14 protein-coding genes and 1 pseudogene are annotated in these 17,651 nt (G+C 50.5%); 13 read left to right on the top strand and 2 right to left on the bottom strand.

Annotated features, from left to right (window positions below; all coding sequences use genetic code 11):
- Positions 1-179 precede the first annotated feature (179 nt).
- The 6 genes from GTU79_RS10895 (at position 180) to GTU79_RS10870 (ending at position 8,130) form a co-directional block, all read left to right on the top strand.
- Complete coding sequence (locus GTU79_RS10895) at positions 180-1,547, top strand: MFS transporter (RefSeq protein ID WP_165934130.1); 1,368 nt, start codon at positions 180-182, stop codon at positions 1,545-1,547.
- A gap of 39 nt (positions 1,548-1,586) precedes the next feature.
- Positions 1,587-2,750, top strand: coding sequence for a mandelate racemase/muconate lactonizing enzyme family protein (locus GTU79_RS10890; RefSeq protein WP_203521909.1), 1,164 nt, complete (start codon positions 1,587-1,589; stop codon positions 2,748-2,750).
- A gap of 191 nt (positions 2,751-2,941) precedes the next feature.
- On the top strand, positions 2,942-3,763 hold the full coding sequence (pdxK, locus tag GTU79_RS10885) for a pyridoxine/pyridoxal/pyridoxamine kinase (RefSeq protein ID WP_253073532.1): 822 nt from the start codon (positions 2,942-2,944) through the stop codon (positions 3,761-3,763).
- A gap of 244 nt (positions 3,764-4,007) precedes the next feature.
- Positions 4,008-5,615 (top strand): iron uptake transporter permease EfeU, encoded by a 1,608-nt coding sequence (gene efeU, locus GTU79_RS10880; RefSeq protein ID WP_203521911.1) that lies wholly within the window; start codon positions 4,008-4,010, stop codon positions 5,613-5,615.
- A 14-nt stretch (positions 5,616-5,629) separates the two neighbouring features.
- Positions 5,630-6,874 (top strand): iron uptake system protein EfeO, encoded by a 1,245-nt coding sequence (gene efeO / locus GTU79_RS10875; protein WP_203521912.1) that lies wholly within the window; start codon positions 5,630-5,632, stop codon positions 6,872-6,874.
- Positions 6,871-8,130, top strand: coding sequence for a Dyp-type peroxidase (locus GTU79_RS10870; protein ID WP_203521913.1), 1,260 nt, complete (start codon positions 6,871-6,873; stop codon positions 8,128-8,130). Before efeO ends, GTU79_RS10870 begins: the two co-directional genes overlap by 4 nt.
- A 230-nt stretch (positions 8,131-8,360) precedes the next feature.
- Here the strand turns inward: GTU79_RS10870 and GTU79_RS10865 are convergent, their stop codons facing one another.
- Positions 8,361-9,152, bottom strand: coding sequence for a deaminated glutathione amidase (locus tag GTU79_RS10865; protein WP_203523103.1), 792 nt, complete (start codon positions 9,150-9,152; stop codon positions 8,361-8,363).
- Positions 9,153-9,511: 359 nt separating this feature from the next.
- A pseudogene (locus tag GTU79_RS10860) lies at positions 9,512-9,646 on the bottom strand (alpha-ketoglutarate-dependent dioxygenase AlkB); the annotation flags it as partial.
- A gap of 458 nt (positions 9,647-10,104) precedes the next feature.
- Between GTU79_RS10860 and GTU79_RS10855 the strand changes: the two are divergent.
- The 7 genes from GTU79_RS10855 to GTU79_RS10825 all read left to right on the top strand — a co-directional run bounded on the left by GTU79_RS10855 (position 10,105) and on the right by GTU79_RS10825 (position 17,551).
- Positions 10,105-10,695 (top strand): hypothetical protein, encoded by a 591-nt coding sequence (locus GTU79_RS10855; RefSeq protein WP_214513923.1) that lies wholly within the window; start codon positions 10,105-10,107, stop codon positions 10,693-10,695.
- 583 nt (positions 10,696-11,278) lie between these two features.
- Positions 11,279-12,280: a type I glyceraldehyde-3-phosphate dehydrogenase gene (gene gap / locus GTU79_RS10850; protein ID WP_203521915.1), complete on the top strand. Its 1,002-nt coding sequence runs from the start codon at positions 11,279-11,281 to the stop codon at positions 12,278-12,280.
- 432 nt (positions 12,281-12,712) lie between these two features.
- Positions 12,713-13,813 carry a hypothetical protein gene (locus GTU79_RS10845; protein WP_214513922.1) on the top strand — a complete coding sequence of 367 codons (1,101 nt, stop codon included), beginning with the start codon at positions 12,713-12,715 and terminating at the stop codon, positions 13,811-13,813.
- Positions 13,814-14,353: 540 nt separating this feature from the next.
- Positions 14,354-14,992, top strand: a complete 639-nt coding sequence (locus GTU79_RS10840; protein ID WP_214513921.1) for a hypothetical protein — start codon at positions 14,354-14,356, stop codon at positions 14,990-14,992.
- The gene (locus GTU79_RS10835) at positions 14,959-15,207 is read left to right on the top strand and encodes a hypothetical protein (RefSeq protein ID WP_214513920.1); all 249 of its coding nucleotides are present in this window, start codon (positions 14,959-14,961) and stop codon (positions 15,205-15,207) included. Before GTU79_RS10840 ends, GTU79_RS10835 begins: the two co-directional genes overlap by 34 nt.
- Before the next feature lie 354 nt (positions 15,208-15,561).
- The gene (locus GTU79_RS10830) at positions 15,562-15,861 is read left to right on the top strand and encodes a hypothetical protein (RefSeq protein ID WP_214513919.1); all 300 of its coding nucleotides are present in this window, start codon (positions 15,562-15,564) and stop codon (positions 15,859-15,861) included.
- Positions 15,862-17,146: 1,285 nt separating this feature from the next.
- A complete protein-coding gene (locus GTU79_RS10825) occupies positions 17,147-17,551 on the top strand; it encodes a hypothetical protein (RefSeq protein ID WP_214513918.1) in 405 nt (134 codons plus the stop codon).
- Positions 17,552-17,651: the final 100 nt, after the last annotated feature.

Below are 17,651 nucleotides of genomic sequence, written 5' to 3'. Positions count from 1 at the left end.
GATAATGGAATTTAAATTATGGAAACGTTTCCGGAAACGTTTCCAATTTATCTGGCACTGCGCATATCCCGTTTTATAAGCACCATTTCACGCTGACTGAGAGTGTAGCAATAAATTGTCCTGAGCTGTTTTCATTCCAACGTTGGCCAAAACCTGTACACCTACAAAAGGGGCTCGTCGTGGAACATGCAATCGCTGAAACGCCGGAAAGCCGGCAGGCAATCCGTAATACCATACTCAGCGCCATCATCGGCACCACCGTTGAATGGTATGATTATTATCTTTATGCTACCGCTGCGGCAACGTTATTCAACAGATTGTTTTTCCCTTCGTTCGACCACCTGATCGGCACCATTTTGGCCTTCGGCAGCTTTAGCATCGGTTTTTTCGTCCGTCCGTTCGGCAGCGTGCTGTTCGGCTACCTGGGCGACCGTATCGGCCGTAAAAAGGTCCTGGTGATCACCCTGCTATTAATGGGCGGCTCCACCACCTTGATGGGCCTGCTGCCCACCTATGCCCAGGCCGGTATCGCGGCGCCGGTGTTGTTAACCCTGCTCCGCGCCCTGCAGGGACTCGGCTCGGGAGCTGAATATGCCGGGGCGGTATTAATGGTGGTGGAAAATGCGCCGGTCAGGCGGCGCGGCCTTTACGGCGCCATGCCCTATATGGGCGTGGCCCTGGGCTTACTGTTATCCCTGGCCACCTTTAGCTTCTCGTCACACTTATCCAAAGAGGCATTCGAGGTGTGGGGTTGGCGCATCCCCTTTTTATTAAGCGCTGTGGTGATCGTCGTTGGCGTCGTACTGCGAATGAAGCTGAAAGAGTCGCCTATCTTTGAAGAACTCAAACGCAGGAACGCCGTCATCAAAAATCCGGTGCGCGAGGTTTTCAGGACGTCAAAACGCCAGTTGTTCTGTGCTTGGGGCGCCAGGCTGGGAGATAACTCACTCGCCTATATCTATGAATCCTTTGTTATCGTCTATGTCACCCAGCAACTGCACATCGCCAGAGATACTATAGTGACCGCGCTGATGTTCAGTACCGCATTGCAATTTATCACGGTGCCTTTATTTGGCTGGGTCTCCGATATCGTGGGACGAAAACCCGTTTATATGGGGGGCGCAATTCTTTCCGGCCTCGCGATTATTCCTTTTTTCCATCTCTTGCAAACCCGCGAACTGATATGGATTTACAGCGGCTTATTCCTGGTTTCTTCCGTTGCCAAAACCATGATGACGTCGGCGCAAAGCCCGTGGCTGGCGGAAATGTTTCCTTCCCGCGTCCGCTATACCGGATTTTCACTGGCAAGAGAAGTCACATCGCCGATTTCCGGAGGAATTGCCCCTATCATCGCCCTGAGTTTATTAGCCGTGGGCGGAGGGGATCCCAATCTGGTCTCCGTCTACGTCATTGTGTTATCGGTTTTGACCGCGCTGTCAGTCTTTTTGGGACCGGAAACCCGTGGCCGCGATCTACGCGATGCCGAGATCAATGAGAATGAAAAAGCGGGAGCGTCCAGTAAATTTTCATCAACGCTGAGCCGGTAACCAGCGGTATTTGAGACATAAACAGTAAGTGAGGAGCATATGAAAATAATCCGGGTTGAGCCATTGCACGTCGGTCAGTTCATGTTTGCCCGTGTGGAAACCGATAGCGGACTGGTTGGCTATGGAGAATCGGGCGCTTGGGGGCATATTGAGGCATCTGGCGCGGCTATATGTCGTTTTGCCGAATATCTTGAAGGTAAACCGGCGTTCGATATCGAACATCACTGGAATGTGATGCATCGCTTCAGTTATTTCCAGGGGCTGGCCATCAATGCCGCGATTTCGGCCATTGATATCGCGCTTTGGGATATTAAAGGCCAGGCGCTGAAGGTGCCCATTTACCAATTGCTGGGAGGACCGGTTCGCAAAAAGGCCCGCATCTATGGCCATATTTACGAACGGACGATCGAGAAAATCCTGGAAGAGTGCCAGGCCAAAATGGAGGCGGGATTTACGGCATTCGGCCATCTCAACCCTTTTCTTGATGAAGGCAATGATCAGATTTACTTTAAAACACACATTCGGAAAATGCGTGATGCCATTGATAATGTCAGGCGCATGCGTGAAACGGTGGGCGATCGTGTCGATTTGTTAATTGAGCTGCATCGCCGCCTGACGCCGCCGGAAGCGGTAACGTTCACCCGCGGCATTGAGGACTATTATCCGATGTTCGTAGAGGACCCCATCCGGCCTGAAGGCGCTGATGCCATGGCCCGTGTGGCGGAAAAAATCCCTGTTCCCATTGCCACCGGCGAGCGTTTTTCCACTATTTATGAATTCCAGGCGCTGCTGAGCCGCAATGCAATGGAGTTTGCCCGGGTGGATTTGTGCTTATGCGGCGGCATTACCGGCGGTAAAAAAGTCGCCGCGATGGCTGAAGCGCATCATGTCCAGGTGGTTCCTCACAATCCCCTTTCCCCTATTGGCTTGGCCGCCTGTCTGCAGCTAGCGGCCGCGATCCCCAATTTCGCCATCCAGGAATACGCCACCGGCTTTGAAGCGGGCATTTTCGAATCCCGTCCCGAGCATTTGGGAAGCAATATCGTGGACAAGGTTCCTCTGCCGCTGGACGGTTTCGTGGATATCCCAGACGGGCCCGGACTGGGCATGGCCTTGCTGCCGGACGCGCAGCGTATTCGTCCGCCTTTGAGCAAACCCATCTCCATGCGCCCTCATCTGGATGGGTTTATCGTGGATCAATAAGGCGTGACAAAGGCAAGATCGTCCGGGAAATTATCCTGGACGGGCCGCGGATCTTGGGAGACATGACACCGATCCGCGGCGGCTACCCTTTGAACAGGGATAACAATATAAAAATTATTGGTTTTGCGCTAACGGCATTACAATAAGACACCCTGTTGTCGGAGCCCTTTATTTTTATTATGACCGAGCCTTTGAAAACCCTGCCTGTTGATGTGATATCCATCCAGTCGCAGGTCGTCTACGGATGCGTGGGTAACAGCGTTGCCGTCCCGACGCTGCAGAAAATGGGGTTGAACGTTGTCCCCGTTCCCACGGTTATGTTCAGCAATACTCCGCATTATCCCACCCTCTACGGCGGCGCGCTGTCGGATGACTGGTTCAGCGGCTATTTGCAGGGACTGCACGATCGCGGCGTCACCGAGCAGGCCAAAGCCATCCTGGTGGGATACATGGGCGGCCCCTCCCAGGCCGGGATTCTGGCCGAATGGTTAACCCGCCTTATCGCCGTCCGTCCCGATATACAGGTCATCATTGATCCGGTTATCGGCGATTACGATACCGGCATCTACGTCAATCCTCTGATGACGGCGGCCTACCTTGACCGTCTGCTGCCCCTGGCCCGGGGGATGACGCCCAATTGTTTTGAGCTTGAATTGTTAACCGGACGGCAAATCACCAATATAAACAGCGTGATTGCCGCCGCCCGGACGCTGCTTACCGGCAGGACGCAGTGGGTCGTGGTCACCAGCGCCGCGCCGGGGAGCAGCGGCGGCAGTGAAAATGAACTGCGCGTCATTATGGTGACCCGGCAAAAGGAGCAGGTCTTTTCGCACCCGCGCATCGCCATTTACCCGAAAGGGACCGGAGATTTGTTCAGCGCGGCGCTGACGGGCTATCTGCTGAAAAATCAAACCCTGCCGGCGGCAATCGAAGGCTCTTATGGTGACGTCATGGCCACCCTTGAGCGCACCCGCAGGTATGGCTACGGCGAGCTGTTGCTGCACGATCGCTGATATTTACCGGCCGGCATGCCGGTCAAATACATTCATGCGTCCAGATAAGATAACCCGGCGGCCACGTTGCGAGCGCAGTTCGTCCGCTGGAATGGCTTATACACATTTCTTTACACTTTACGATGTGTTTCATTACTCTTCATGTTATCTCCCCTTCCTCATTCTGAATGTTAATGGTATTAATATTCATTCGTATTTTACCCCTAAAAATAATTGAAAGAGGTCCAAAACGTTAGCCACCCTCGTGATAGGCCTGCGTGAAGGCCTGGAAGCCGCGCTGATAGTCGGCATTATAGCGGCGTTTCTGCGCAAGAACGGGAAACGCCTGACGGCCATGTGGATTGGCGTTGTTTTAGCGGTGATACTTTCCATCATCGTCGGCGTCGCCCTGGACCTGGCCGAGCAGTCTTTGCCCCAGGCCCGCCAGGAAGGTATGGAGTCGGTTATCGGCGGCATCGCGGTCTTTTTCGTCACCGGCATGATAGCCTGGATGAACGCCCACGCGCACAACATGCGACAGCGGTTGGAGGCGGAAGCGGCGAACGCCTTAAGCCAGGCCAGTGCCTATGCCCTGGCCAGCATGGCGTTCCTGGCGGTGTTGAAAGAGGGTTTCGAAACCAGCGTATTTCTGCTGGCGACGTTCTCGGTGGCGCAATCGGCGCAAATGGCCGTCGTGGGCGCCGTGATCGGACTACTGATGGCCGTTATTATCGGCTGGGGCATCTATATCGGCGGCGTGAAAATCAATCTTTCACGCTTTTTCAGCCTTACCGGCGCCTTCCTGATTCTGGTGGCCGCCGGGCTGGTGATCTCTTCCCTGCGCACGGCACATGAAGCCGGCTGGCTGAATGTCGGCCAGCAGACGGCGCTGAACCTGTCATGGCTCGTTGCCCCCGGCACCATACAGTCGGCGCTGATTACCGGCGTACTCGGTATACCGGCTGACCCCAGACAGATTGAGGTAGCGGGCTGGCTGATTTATCTCATCGCCGTCGCTCTGTTTGTCTATTGGCCGTTGTCCCTGCGTCCGGGGCCGCGTTTATCCGCCCGGCTCCGGATCACCGCCGCCGCCGCGCTCGCCGTCGTGGCGCTGGCTATGTTCCTGCTTTATCCGGAACCCCGTCCCGCTATAGCCGACCAGGCCACGATAGTCGCCGTGGCGGACGCCGATCCCCAGCCCATCGGCACCCTTCGCCTGGACGCGGCATCCGCAGATTCACCGGCTACCCTCGAAATCGCTACCCGCGACGGGCAAAAGAAAACGCTGATCTTACGGTCAGACCAACGCCAGCAGGAGAACTATGAAGGCATCGAGGCCTCCGTATGGACCCTCAGCGACGCCAGCCGGATGCCGGATTCGCCCTCCTCGGTAAGTCTCGATGACGTCGTCGCCCTTAATGGCGGACGGATCCCCATCGGTCTCAATCCTCAGCAGCATCCGGGGCCTTACCGCGCGGATCTGTCGATGAACTGCTCCACGCGGGTCTGGATTGCCGATGGCGTGTTGCTGGACGCGAACACCAGCGCCAGTAACGTACTCACGCTGTCCGGCAGCGGTCTTCAGACGCCTCGTACGCTGATGATCAACGATACCGACGCCCCCTCCTCCGCCTGTCACTGGCAGGTGGATGAGGCCTACCGGGACCAGGCCGTCGCCGCGCTGAATCTTCTTGCCTCCGCGCGGGATGAGCGGCAGTTCTGGGCGGTCGCCGTGCCGGTCGCGCTGGCTATCGCCGCGATCCTCCTTATTGTTTCCGCCGGCCGTATTCTAATCCGGCTGTGCCGCGCCGCCAAAGCCGACACCGCCGATTCAAAACCACCGTGCAGTCTTAATGCCGATAATCTCGATTAATAAAGGAGCAACACATGCCGCGTACCCATCTTCCGTCACGTCCGTTCATCGCCACTGCCGGTCTTACGACGCTTATCCTGTTTTCCAGCGGCATCTATTCCATTGATGCCTTAGCGGATACTTCCCCGGCGCCGGTAAAAAACGGCGTCTCCCAGGTGAAGATCACCATGACCGGGGACAATGACGGCACCTGTGTTCTCGACCATAGCGTCGCCAAGGCCGGTCCGGTGACCTTCTCGGTCACCAACAAGACCGCCACTTCCATCACCGAGGTTGAACTGCAAAGCAACAACCGCATACTGGGAGAGAAAGAGAATCTCGCCCCCGGGCTGCCCACCGTCAGCTTTACGCTCACCCTTGACGGCGGCGCTTATCAGATTTATTGCCCCGGCGCCAAACAGGAAATGGTGAACTTCAAAGTCACCGGCAAGAGCGCCGCGCGGCCTACCGGCAGCACGGCATCGATTCTCGCCGTCGGCACCAAAGGCTATGCAACCTACGTAAACGGCGTGGTGGATGATATGAAGACGGCGGTGGACCGGCTGAAAACCGACATTGACGCCGGCGACCTCGACAAGGCCAAAACGGATTATCCGCAGGCCCGTCCGTTCTATGAACGCGTTGAATCGGACGTGGACGGTTTCGTTCTGCCCGGCTTCAAAGCCACCGACAATGCGGGTAATCTCGATTACCTCATCGATATGCGCGCCTCCAACCTGGATCCCAAGGTAGGCTGGCACGGCTTCCACGCCATCGAACGTGACCTGTTCCAGAATGGTAAGATAACCGACGAGACCAAACAGCTGGCGGCCGAATTGCAAGCCAATGTCATCAAGCTCGACAATGTAGTAAAGTCCCTGAACTACAAGCCCGAAGATCTCGCCAACGGCGCCGCCGACCTGCTTGAAGAGGTACAATCCACCAAAATCAACGGCGAGGAGGAAGCCTTCAGCCATTACGACCTGGTGGACTTCGCCGGTAACGTCGAAGGGGCGCAGCAGGCCTTCGCTTTTCTGCAACCCGGTATGGAAAAAATTGACCCCGACCTGACTAAACAGGTCAACGCCCAGTTTGCCGCCGTGCATACTTTGCTGGAAACCTATCGCGACCCGAGCGTACCCGGCGGTTATAAACTCTATACCGACCAATTGAAAGCCTCCGATGCCACCAAACTCAGCAAGAGCATCCAGGCCCTGCAGGAACCCTTGTCCAAAATTTCCGAAAAAGTCGCCACCGCAGGCAAGGAGCATAAGCTATGAGTGAAAAAGACGCCCCGGCCGATAAGCCGGCCGGGGAGTTTTCACGCCGCGATGTGATCCGCGGCGCCGTCGTCGGCGCCCTGGGCATATCCAGCTACGCAGGCGCCGCGCAAGCGGTGCCGTCCTCTTCGGAGGACAGCGTGGACCTGTCCCGGTCCCACGCCTTTTACGGCAACGCCGAACAGGCGGGCATCCGTACGCCCCCCCAGCGCTACACCTTCTTTATGACATTTGATTTGACCACCACGCAGCGCACCGAGCTGCAGGTGCTGCTGGCGCGCTGGTCGGCGGCCATCGCCCAGTTGACGAAAGGACAAACCATCGGACAGGTGGAACCGGTGCGGGATTATGGCGTCGGTTTCGATACCGGCGAGGCCCTGGATCTCGGACCCGCCTCCCTGACGGTGACGGTGGGCCTCGGGCTCAAGGTCTTCACCGATACCTATGGTCTGGCGCAGCATAAACCCCCGCTCCTGCGCGAGCTCAAGCAATTGCCCAGCGATGCCATGAAGCCGGAACTCACCGGCGGCGACCTCTCATTGCAGGCCTGCGCCGACGACCCCCAGGTGGCTTATCATGCCATCCGCGATCTGGCCCGTATCGCCAAGGATACCGGCGCCGCGTCAACCCGCTGGACGGTGATGGGATTCGGCCGCGCCTCCGCCGGTAAAGGCCAGTCCACCCCGCGCAACCTGCTGGGATATAAAGACGGGACGCGCAACATTATGGAAACCGCCGACTTTGAAAAATTTGTCTGGATTAAGGATGGACCGGCCTGGCAGCGCTATGGCAGTTATCAGGTGGTGCGCAAGATTCAGATGCACATCGAGAACTGGGATACCGACCGGGTCAGCAACCAGAATGACGTCTTCGGCCGCCACAAGGTTTCCGGCGCCCCGCTCTCCGGCGTCAAGGAGTTCGATACGCCGGATTTTCAAAAGACCGGCGCCGACGGCAACCTGGTGATCCCCGCCACCGCGCATATTGCGCTGGCTGCCCATGAGAATAACAACGGCTTGAAAATCCTGCGGCGTTCGTACAATTACACTGACGGCATCAATAACGTCGGGCTGCTGGATGCGGGCCTGCTGTTTATCAGCTACCAGAATGACCCGGCGGCATTCGAGACGCTGCAAACCAAGCTTGGCGCTTCCGATGGCCTTAATGAATATATTTCCCATATCGGGTCGGGGATTTTTTTCGTCCCGCCCGCCCCGCCCGTGGGGTCCTATATCGGCGGCAATCTGTTTGTATAACGGCAGGCGGCCCGATTGGGCCGCCTGAGTGTGTTGACAAATTGCCCGGTCGGGACAGGCTGCCAGATCGTAGCTAAAAGGCAAATCTGCCGTAAACACCTCCCTGTGGGCTCGATCCGCGCGGCTACGGCTACCCTCCCTGGCAGCCGCCCTTCGGCCCAACGCCTGACGGCGTTGTTCCAATACGCTCCCGGCGTATCGGCCCCTGGCGCGGACGGATTCCCTGCAATTCAAACGCTGAGCCGAGGAGAAGAAAAACGGCGGTTTTCCAGCACCGGCAGTTGCCGGCGCGCGTAAGCGATGCGCTCGGCGCTGAGACTGGCAAACACCAGCGCCGGCGCTTCCGCCCCACGGGCGATGGCGACGCCCAGCGGATCCACCGTCAGGCTGCAGCCGATATTGCGCGGGCCGCATTCCCCCACCGCCACCACATAACAGGTGTTCTCCAGCGCCCGGGCGGTCACCAGTACTTCCCAATGCATCTCTTTTAGCGGCCCTTTAACCCAGGCGGAGGGCAGCACCAGCACATCCGCGCCGTCCAACGCCAACCGCCGGGCCAGCTCGGGAAAGCGCACGTCGTAACAGGTCATCAGCCCCACGCGCATCCCGGCCACCTCCACCAGCGGGGGGACTTCGTCGCCGGCAGTGACGTTACGGGACTCCTGCACGGAAAAGGCGTCATAGAGATGCAGCTTGCGGTAGTTAGCGATGATGTCGCCGTTACGTATGGCGATCAGCACGTTCCACGCTTTATCCAGCGGCGCGGGGACATGCACGTTCATCATGGTGGTAAGGCTGTTGCCGCGGCTGGCGGCCAGCAACAGCGCGACGAACGGGCCGTCCAGCGGCTGCGCCGCCTTGAGCACAAAATCAGGATCGGCGTTATCCCGCGCCAGCACGCCTTCCGGCAACACCAGCAAATCGGCGCCGCCCTGCCGCGCCTCTTGCATCAGGGCAATACAGCTGTCGGCATTGGCCTGCCACTCGCGGGCGACCATAAACTGACCCATGGCGACTTTCATCATCAGGCTCCTGTGGCGATGGACGGAAACAGCGCCGCCTGAGAAAGACAACGACCGATGATGTCCCTGTCTCGCAATTGACAGCGCAGCGCGGAAAAATAAACGTCCGAGAAAAGCACATTAATCCCGCTATTAATTAACTATAAAGACTAAATGCGCAATAATTATTTTCAATGAAAAAAAACCTTTTGCTGCCAATTTCTTAGGCCGCATGGCGGCGCTGATTAAATACCCTGGTACGGGGGCCGATTCATGATAGAGATTTGCCGGTAAATGACGACGTTCAGGCAACGGATATTGAGTCGTGGCGTCTGTCGGATATCGAATCCGATGTAAGCCGCCCGCATCAGTTCTCGCTGTTATAACGTCTTGCGAAAGGTAATATTGATACAGTGCGATCCCACCAGAGAATGATAGCCCTCCTTCACCGGCAGGCTGCCGTGGAAGCCCAGACGCGACGGGCCGCCCCACACCACGGCATCGCCCTGGGCCAGGGCGGCGGCTCGTCTTCAAACAGATTGATTGCCATGGACAACCCTGTATGGATACACAGCGAGTTATTGGTATTACCGAGTTTAGCGATTTGCCATCGGTTGTCCATTGACATAAGCCATTAAGCGGTATAACGACTTATCCGCCGTACGGGCCATTGTCTATTAATATTGCAACATTAAAGCATTTGAATATTAACCAAGGTTAGCAGAAACATTAATTACCAGTAAGTCATTTTCACCCGGTTTTGTTGTTCAATCATTATAAAAGTATAGACAGCATTGAGCTTTTTTAAAAAATTAAATAAGAATTGTGTATCATGGTAATTCACGTTTATATAAAGAGGTGATTATTTTGAATCTAAATATCCCAGCGACCAACGCCGTACCCCAAACCACTTTTAACAATCATAGCAAGGGGCAAAAATGCGGTTAGCGGCGTTATCCGCGTTGAAAATAGCATGTGTCAACTGACGCGAACGGCGCCTTTTTCGTCAAAGGTGTATTCTCTAACCTGGAATCGAAGGATTATCGAAGTTTTTGCATCACTTTTAGAAGCGGGGGTTCAACCACCTGTGCGCCCCTTCGGCAAGCTTATACGTGTATTGATGAAAGGAAATTATAATATCAATAGCCTTAGGAAAAGTGAACAGCCATTATATGAAATTTTGTTAAAAAATTGTCATGCTACCAAGATCAAGAGGAATTTGATGGTGGGGAAGTTTTCCTCAAATCTCTTTTTTGAGCAAAGAGGCTCAAAACAAATCATGATAACTTACCCGTCCTTTGGAAAAAAAGAAAATTTACCTGATTTGGTCGAACTTTCTAACAGAATAAACGAAGGCCTTTGTGCCATAACGCCTCGAAAGTATATTATATTCAGCATGGGCCCGCCTCCGCATAAAAGGTTTAGATGCATACGCAAAATTATTTTTCCGGAAAGCTTATTCGGTGAGCAGGGCACGGCTAGTGAATCCCTGCGTGGTATCCTGAATGGCGCGGATAAAGCTATTACACCCTGGTCGGCAACGCCAGATTTTTATACGCCATAAGTATCCATCGTTTGCTTGAATGCTTGAAAAAGGAAAATTTCCCCTCGCTCCCCCCCGAGACAATTGACACTGTTTCCCAAGAATTCCCCGAACTGATCAATTTGTGCAATGATTTAGCAAGGCATTATTTATAACTGCGGACAAACAGTGATAAATAACGTCGAGGCACAAACGCCGTCATTAGACGTGGGTTATTCCTCAGAAATACGGCGCTACCCGCGCTTCCTGCCCTGTTTGACCCAGGGCGGGATTTTACGCCGCAACGCATTAATACACTCGTAATCCTAATATTCTATCGTTCACCCGGACAATGATTACATCCTGAGGTAGCGCTCGTTTCTTCAGATGCCATTGCCCTTGGCGAAAACGCGTAGGCTAATCTAGCGAAACATAATTTTTCGATTATAAAATACAATATAATTCAGTAATATAACATATCGCAACGCACCTTTATTGCGCATTATGTCTGCCCCCTCTGGCTAATCCTTAGCTATCTTAGTAATGTCTTACATATCAGTGTGCAGGCTTGCTCATGAAAAGCGGTTATCTATTACTGACGTAATTTGTTTATGAGGAGTAAGGTATGAAGAAGATTGGTATCAATGGTTTTGGTCGTATAGGACGTTTGGTGTTGCGCCGGATTCTGGAAACCAACAGCGACGTGGAGATCGTTGCCATTAACGACCTCACCTCGCCCAAGGTGCTGGCCTATTTATTAAAGCACGACTCGAGCTACCGTGACTTCCACGGCACGGTGGATTACAGCGACGATGCCATCATCGTCAATGACAAGAAAATCGCCGTCTATGCCGAAAAAGAGGCAAAAAATATCCCATGGGGCACGCTTGGCGTCGAGATTGTGATTGAGTCCACCGGCTTTTATGCTTCCGGTGAAAAAGCGCAGGCCCATTTGGACGCCGGCGCGAAAAAAGTGCTGATTTCCGCCCCGGCAGGCAATATGAAAACCATTGTTTTCAACGTGAACTGCGATACCATCACCCCTGAAGACACCTTCCTTTCCGTCGCATCCTGCACCACAAACTGCCTGGCGCCGATGGCTAAAGTCCTCAATGACAGTTTCGGCGTCAAAATCGGCACCATGACCACCATTCATGCTTACACCGGCACCCAGTCGCTGGTTGACGGACCGCGTGGCAAGGATTTGCGTGCCTCGCGCGCGGCGGCGCAAAACATTATCCCCCATACCACCGGGGCGGCTAAAGCCATCGGCCTGGTTATCCCTGAACTCCAGGGCAAGCTGAAAGGGCATGCCCAGCGCGTGCCGAACCTCACCGGTTCCGTCACCGAGCTGGTTTCGGTACTGGATAAAAAGGTCACCGTCGATGAAGTGAATGCAGCGATGAAAAAAGCCGCCGAAGGCAATGAATCATTCGGCTATACCGAAGAAGAAATCGTCTCTTCCGATATTGTCGGCACTCATTTCGGGTCGGTTTTTGATGCCACCCAAACCGAAGTCTCAGAGGTAGGCGATCTGCAGTTGGTGAAGACCGTCGCCTGGTACGATAACGAATACGGCTTCGTTACTCAGCTGGTGCGCGTATTAAATAAAGTCGCGGCCTATTGAATGTTGGCCGCCTTGCGGTAAATCGCGGCGGCCGGTAAAAACGCCGCGCGGTCTGCATGGCCTTCTCTGCGTGGAGAAGGCCGTACGATGAAGCGGATTCATCATGTTGTTAACCCCAGCATACCTTAATTAAGCAGACAAAATTACTCTCAACGGGTAATGTTTATAACCAGCTTTCCTAAGATACGAAAATTAAATACTGCTCCAGAAATAATTGATTCCATTCGGTATATTATTTGAAAATTAACAATTAAATACCGAATACACTCTTTAGAGAAAAATTAAATTTTCCGCAAAATAATAATGTAAAAACTATTTTTCCTTATAAAAGAATAAACTTTGCCGAAGAAATATATCACTTCAAGCAAATATCTACCATTAAGAGTTGGAAATAAAAAATGTATTAATCATATATTTATAGGAGTCAGGAAAATGAAAAGCCTCTCATGCGCCAACAGTGCTTACCCAACCACCGCTGTCCCCCTGCAGCAACTCGCCGAGACTCGGTTAACACAGCCATCCATAGCAAAAAGCAGCGTCGGCAACGCTTATGTAGCATACGGCAAAAAAAAGGCGTTTCATAACATAGCATCCTGCTCCCCAAATAATGTCTCTCAACATCTCGATGCGGAAGAGATAAAAGCGGATAGATTATTTTCCTGTGTAGAAGAGTTAAATCGCCATCCCGATAGCCTGCTAAGAACGCACGGAAGCAAATATATCACGCTGCATTTTGAAGAAAAAAGACGTTCGGTATTCACCAAAATCGTTGCCCTACCCAGCGGCCGGGAAATATACGTGGGGAATTTTTCAGGCAAGATGATAATTTCCGACGGCGAGATCTATCATTTGCCGCCAAGCAGCGTCAATCATTACAACTTAGGCTGTTCATTGATGCTGGCCTGGGCCGGCTTAAGCACGGCGTATTGCCAGCCTGCGCTACAATACGGTTCACCTTTGCGCGAGACCGACGGTCGTCCGGGAGGTTATCCTGGCCGCCAGACAGAAACCACGTCATTGTTCGCCACGCTACAGCTCGCCGGCCGGTCTTGGATCCCTTTATTGACGGTTTGGAAAAATATACTTGCGCGGCCCCTCGATAACCTGCTCAAGGCCTTTACCCTGCCCGGGGCGGCTGCGCAGGAGACGCCGGTAGACCAGAATGATGTTTTTGAAGAGGAGTGGCCCAATGACATTAAAGATCTCATCAATGATGAAATTACGCCTGTCCCCATGCTCAACGGATGCCATCCATCCCCGGGCGAGCCTTACGACGAACAGTACTTTTTTGTCCATAAAACGTTGACCGTGGTTATCGATGAAATCAAAACCCGGATCTCCATGCCCCATCATGAAGCTCAGCGGGAATTAGAGCATATGTTGTCCGTGTTTCAACTAAGCACCGGCTCCGCTTCCGACTCTCTCGACATGCTATTGTCTTTTGATAAATATGTAGGGAAAAAGTCCAAGATATTTTTGATAAAGGTAATATATTCGCAAAAGAGACTAAATGTGTTCATCTTATCTTGCTAAAAGGAAAATTGAAAAATCATTAATGAATGCAAGGAAAGACAACAAGCCAGCGTAGCTACCCGCGATGCGATAAATAAGTATGAAAAAGTCAGATTAAAATAAGCAATTTTCTCAAGCTTGATATTGATCAATTAATGTTTTACATGATGATCCAGACAAGGAGAGAATTTATGAAACAATAGAGTATAAAAAGGCGTCACATTTTCTGATGCGAAAAACAATATACATATGTTATATAAAAATGCTATTTATGAGCAAAAGAAAAATATGTAAAGCATTATAAAACGTTGCTATTGATGGAACACGCAAAGCTTGATTATTGCAATGAGCTTTATGCCGTTCCAGGGTTTACCGTCCTGGAGCGAATCCTTTACAAGAACGACATGCAATTACTGAAGTCGTTATTGCAGGAAAACAATGAAAGAATTGACAATTTAATCAAAAAGATATTTCTACAAATTATATGATTTTACCAGAGAAAATGGCGTTAGTTTACAAGGCGAAAACCTTCTCATCCCTGGCGAATTATCAAAATTCAATGTGCTATTTGATGTACCGGAGCATGAAATTGATGAAATTGAATTTTCAAACACGTTTACAAGCGAAATTACCAATTATTTGAGCCTACGCACCGAACATGGTTCCGTTTTAGGTATAACGCTAAAAGTTATCGAACTGCTCAGAATAACTGACGATCCAGAAATGGAGCAGCATCAGTGGCATGAGATAAATATCAAGCCATTTTACCAGGCTAAGAAATTATTTCAAGACATTATACATCTCAGCTTAAATAGAAATATATACACACATATGCCGGCAACATGGAATAATGACTACACTTCACAATTAATAAAAGACAAAATGTCTTTTATTTATTCTGATATTTTAATATCTTTTCAAATGGACTTTAATAAAATCGTAAAGAATATATTACAAGAAAACAGGTTCATTGTGGTGGAAACTGAAGAACAGCGAATAACCGAAGCAAAGTTCGCCGCGGTAGCTCAGTTTGCGCCAATAGATTTTGAGGATGACGATTATGATTCGCGCCTGATATATTACAAGAACATGATTGACCAAGGGTATATCATTTTGTTGCTATGGGCATCAGCTTATTGGTATATATCAAAGATTAAAGCAGAAAAGTGTCTCATCGACTGCGTGATGTTCATGCTCTGAACGTCGCCCGTCAATTTATTGAGCAAGAGAACAATATTGCCGCAGAGCTCAACATGGCCGGCAAGGCAACCTTTTCCAGCCTGTATACGTTAAAACCTTCCAGTGAGTTTGATGATAAGCGTGATTATTATGATCAATTCATTTATTATAAAATACTTACGATTAATAAAGAATCAAAGTTCAAAAGTTTTTCGCCATTAAGAATTCCCTTATAGGCTATTATGATCTCCTTTACCCCCAAGAGGCCTATACTTTCAAGGTTTATTCTCGAAAATATATACAAAACACCTTGGCTAATGCCCTAGCGTATCGATACCAGTGACTAACCTGGGTTTCCTGTCTATCGTTAAAACAAAGACTAACAGGCTAGTCCTTATTTCTACCTTAGCGGATTTCACCTTTATTTCCATCATCGACGAGCTTTATAGTACTGAGTTGATCTCAAGGCTTATGTCTCAATGGAAGAGCGCTCCTGATGGGCTGCAAGCGAGAAGCCGCGCCAAATTTTCAGTTAGTATGAGCGAGTTGCAGCTGCTGTTTTTAAACCAGCCAGACGACCGTGATAACCCTTGGATATGTTACTGGTTACGCCGGAAGAAAATGATTACGCCAACCCAACGCCTGAAATCACCTTTGCGGCTTTTAAGGAAATCGATCTTGAACAAAACCTGCGAAGTTTCATTGATACCCTGAATTTTAAAACATTGTTGGAAGTTAGTATGGGATTGAAAACCTCTTTATTGAGGCCGACGTGGATTGATTTTATTACAATGCATATTCCATTTTATCGGACTATCGAGCGTTATTGGCAGGACAACGATATGACGTTGAAATTCGAAGACGTCGTTTTGATATATTTGATCTCATAATAGCTCTTATTCCCACGGGAATTTCATTGAGCAGAATTCCGCAAAATTATATAGCAATGATACTGAAATCGGCAAAAATCAAAATATCGCCAAGCACATGTTAAAACAGTTTTTATTGGTGAATTCATAAAATTGGCACCACAGATGTCTTTTCATCAGCAAAGACAATTTCAGGAGATCTCTTGAAATTTATCAATCCATTGCCTTTAACCGTAAGAGGCGTGGTTAATTTACCAACGCTATGTTATAATGGTATAAAGAAAAACATACAATTCGTCAACTCCCGTACCAAGGCACAAAATTTTTCAGCAAAATTTGCGAAAAGAATGGAGTATGAAGATCGGCCCCGATAAATTAAAACCCCTTTGGGATGGCATCTATACGGACAGTGCATTAATTAAAATACCCGGCATTATATAAAGGATAGAGATGACATATTCCAAGTACAGCGCGATGAGATAAAAGAAGTTTGGCGAGTACTGGATCCCAACAACGACGATATTATGGGCACTGCCATAGCGGTTGTGCCGCACGGTAAAGATAATTGGGAAATCAGCCCGATAGACGTAGGCATCGAATCCCTATGATTTTAGACCAGTTCTCCACCCTGGCGGCTCAAAACGTCATACCGGATATTCAATTTGAAAGCGCGGTCTCCTTGCAAATGCCGTCAGCAGACGAAGATTTTCATTCGGAACAGTGCCAAAAGATACTGACCTTTTTATGACTGAAAATGAATACTTCCTGAATGATATGTTATCTTCGCATTTCAGCAAAGATGATATTCTCTTGGCACTGGCCGACCGTCTAACGGGTAACGTCCCAAAGACGATGTTTTTCGCGAGGAGGCTATACCACGCTACAAGATCTCATGATTCATGAATTTTACAGTCTCCTGCCAAATTCGAGACCGCTATCAGTTTTCGGGCAATCAATTTCTGGGTCGACAAATGGGATAACAATCCTATAAATCATTTTTAATAAAATATATCATCGGTAAGAATGCTTATATTATTGACCTGCAGGCAATCAGACCACCAAAGAATTTAAATAACAGTAACTCCCAGGTATATTCAGAACAAGAATGGTTACGAAAATACAAAAACGACGTACCATCAGAGTTTGCTTTGATAAAATACAAAGATTACAGCGGTATTAAAGATGCCTTGCAGTTTTCACAAAATAAAGACTTATCGCCATCCGCGATAACCGAGGATAGTTATTTGATCAGAGAGCCGGCGTGGTATCAAAGTACGGTACTTCAAAATAGTCAATACGCACTAAAATGAAATATCCTATTTTCTCCGTGGATACGCCTTCATTTCGTGTTATTTGCCGGAAGGCTATCAGAAGGCTTTATGGAAAAACGCCCTTTGAAGCCCTTCCGCCCAAGATTTTAGCAGAGGCAAACCATATTGATGCTGAACAGGCGGAAGCGCTTTTAAATCATTTGACTGTTTCCAAATCCAGCATACTCCCGGCCGGCACTATTCTGGACTCTGGCTTGCTGGTGCCGAACCTGACATCCTCACCCGCATTAATCCGGGCAAATTGGTACTGTATTATGATCAAAGGGACTACTGATGCATTCCCAGGTCAGTATCGGCAATGGGCGTTTCGCCAGCGCGGACAATACTTTTTGATCCCCGGTTACCCGATCATCCGGCCATTCTGGTGGCTGAGGAACTAGGCATATTTCGAGGCGTAAACTTAAAGCTCAGGCATGATGATATGGAATTGAGCGTTATAACCGGTAATGTAAAAGGGTTGAGGAAACATCCTCAACGATC

This window comes from Sodalis ligni (genome assembly GCF_016865525.2).
GTDB lineage: Bacteria > Pseudomonadota > Gammaproteobacteria > Enterobacterales > Enterobacteriaceae > Acerihabitans > Acerihabitans ligni.
This window is presented reverse-complemented; position numbering and strand designations above follow the sequence as displayed.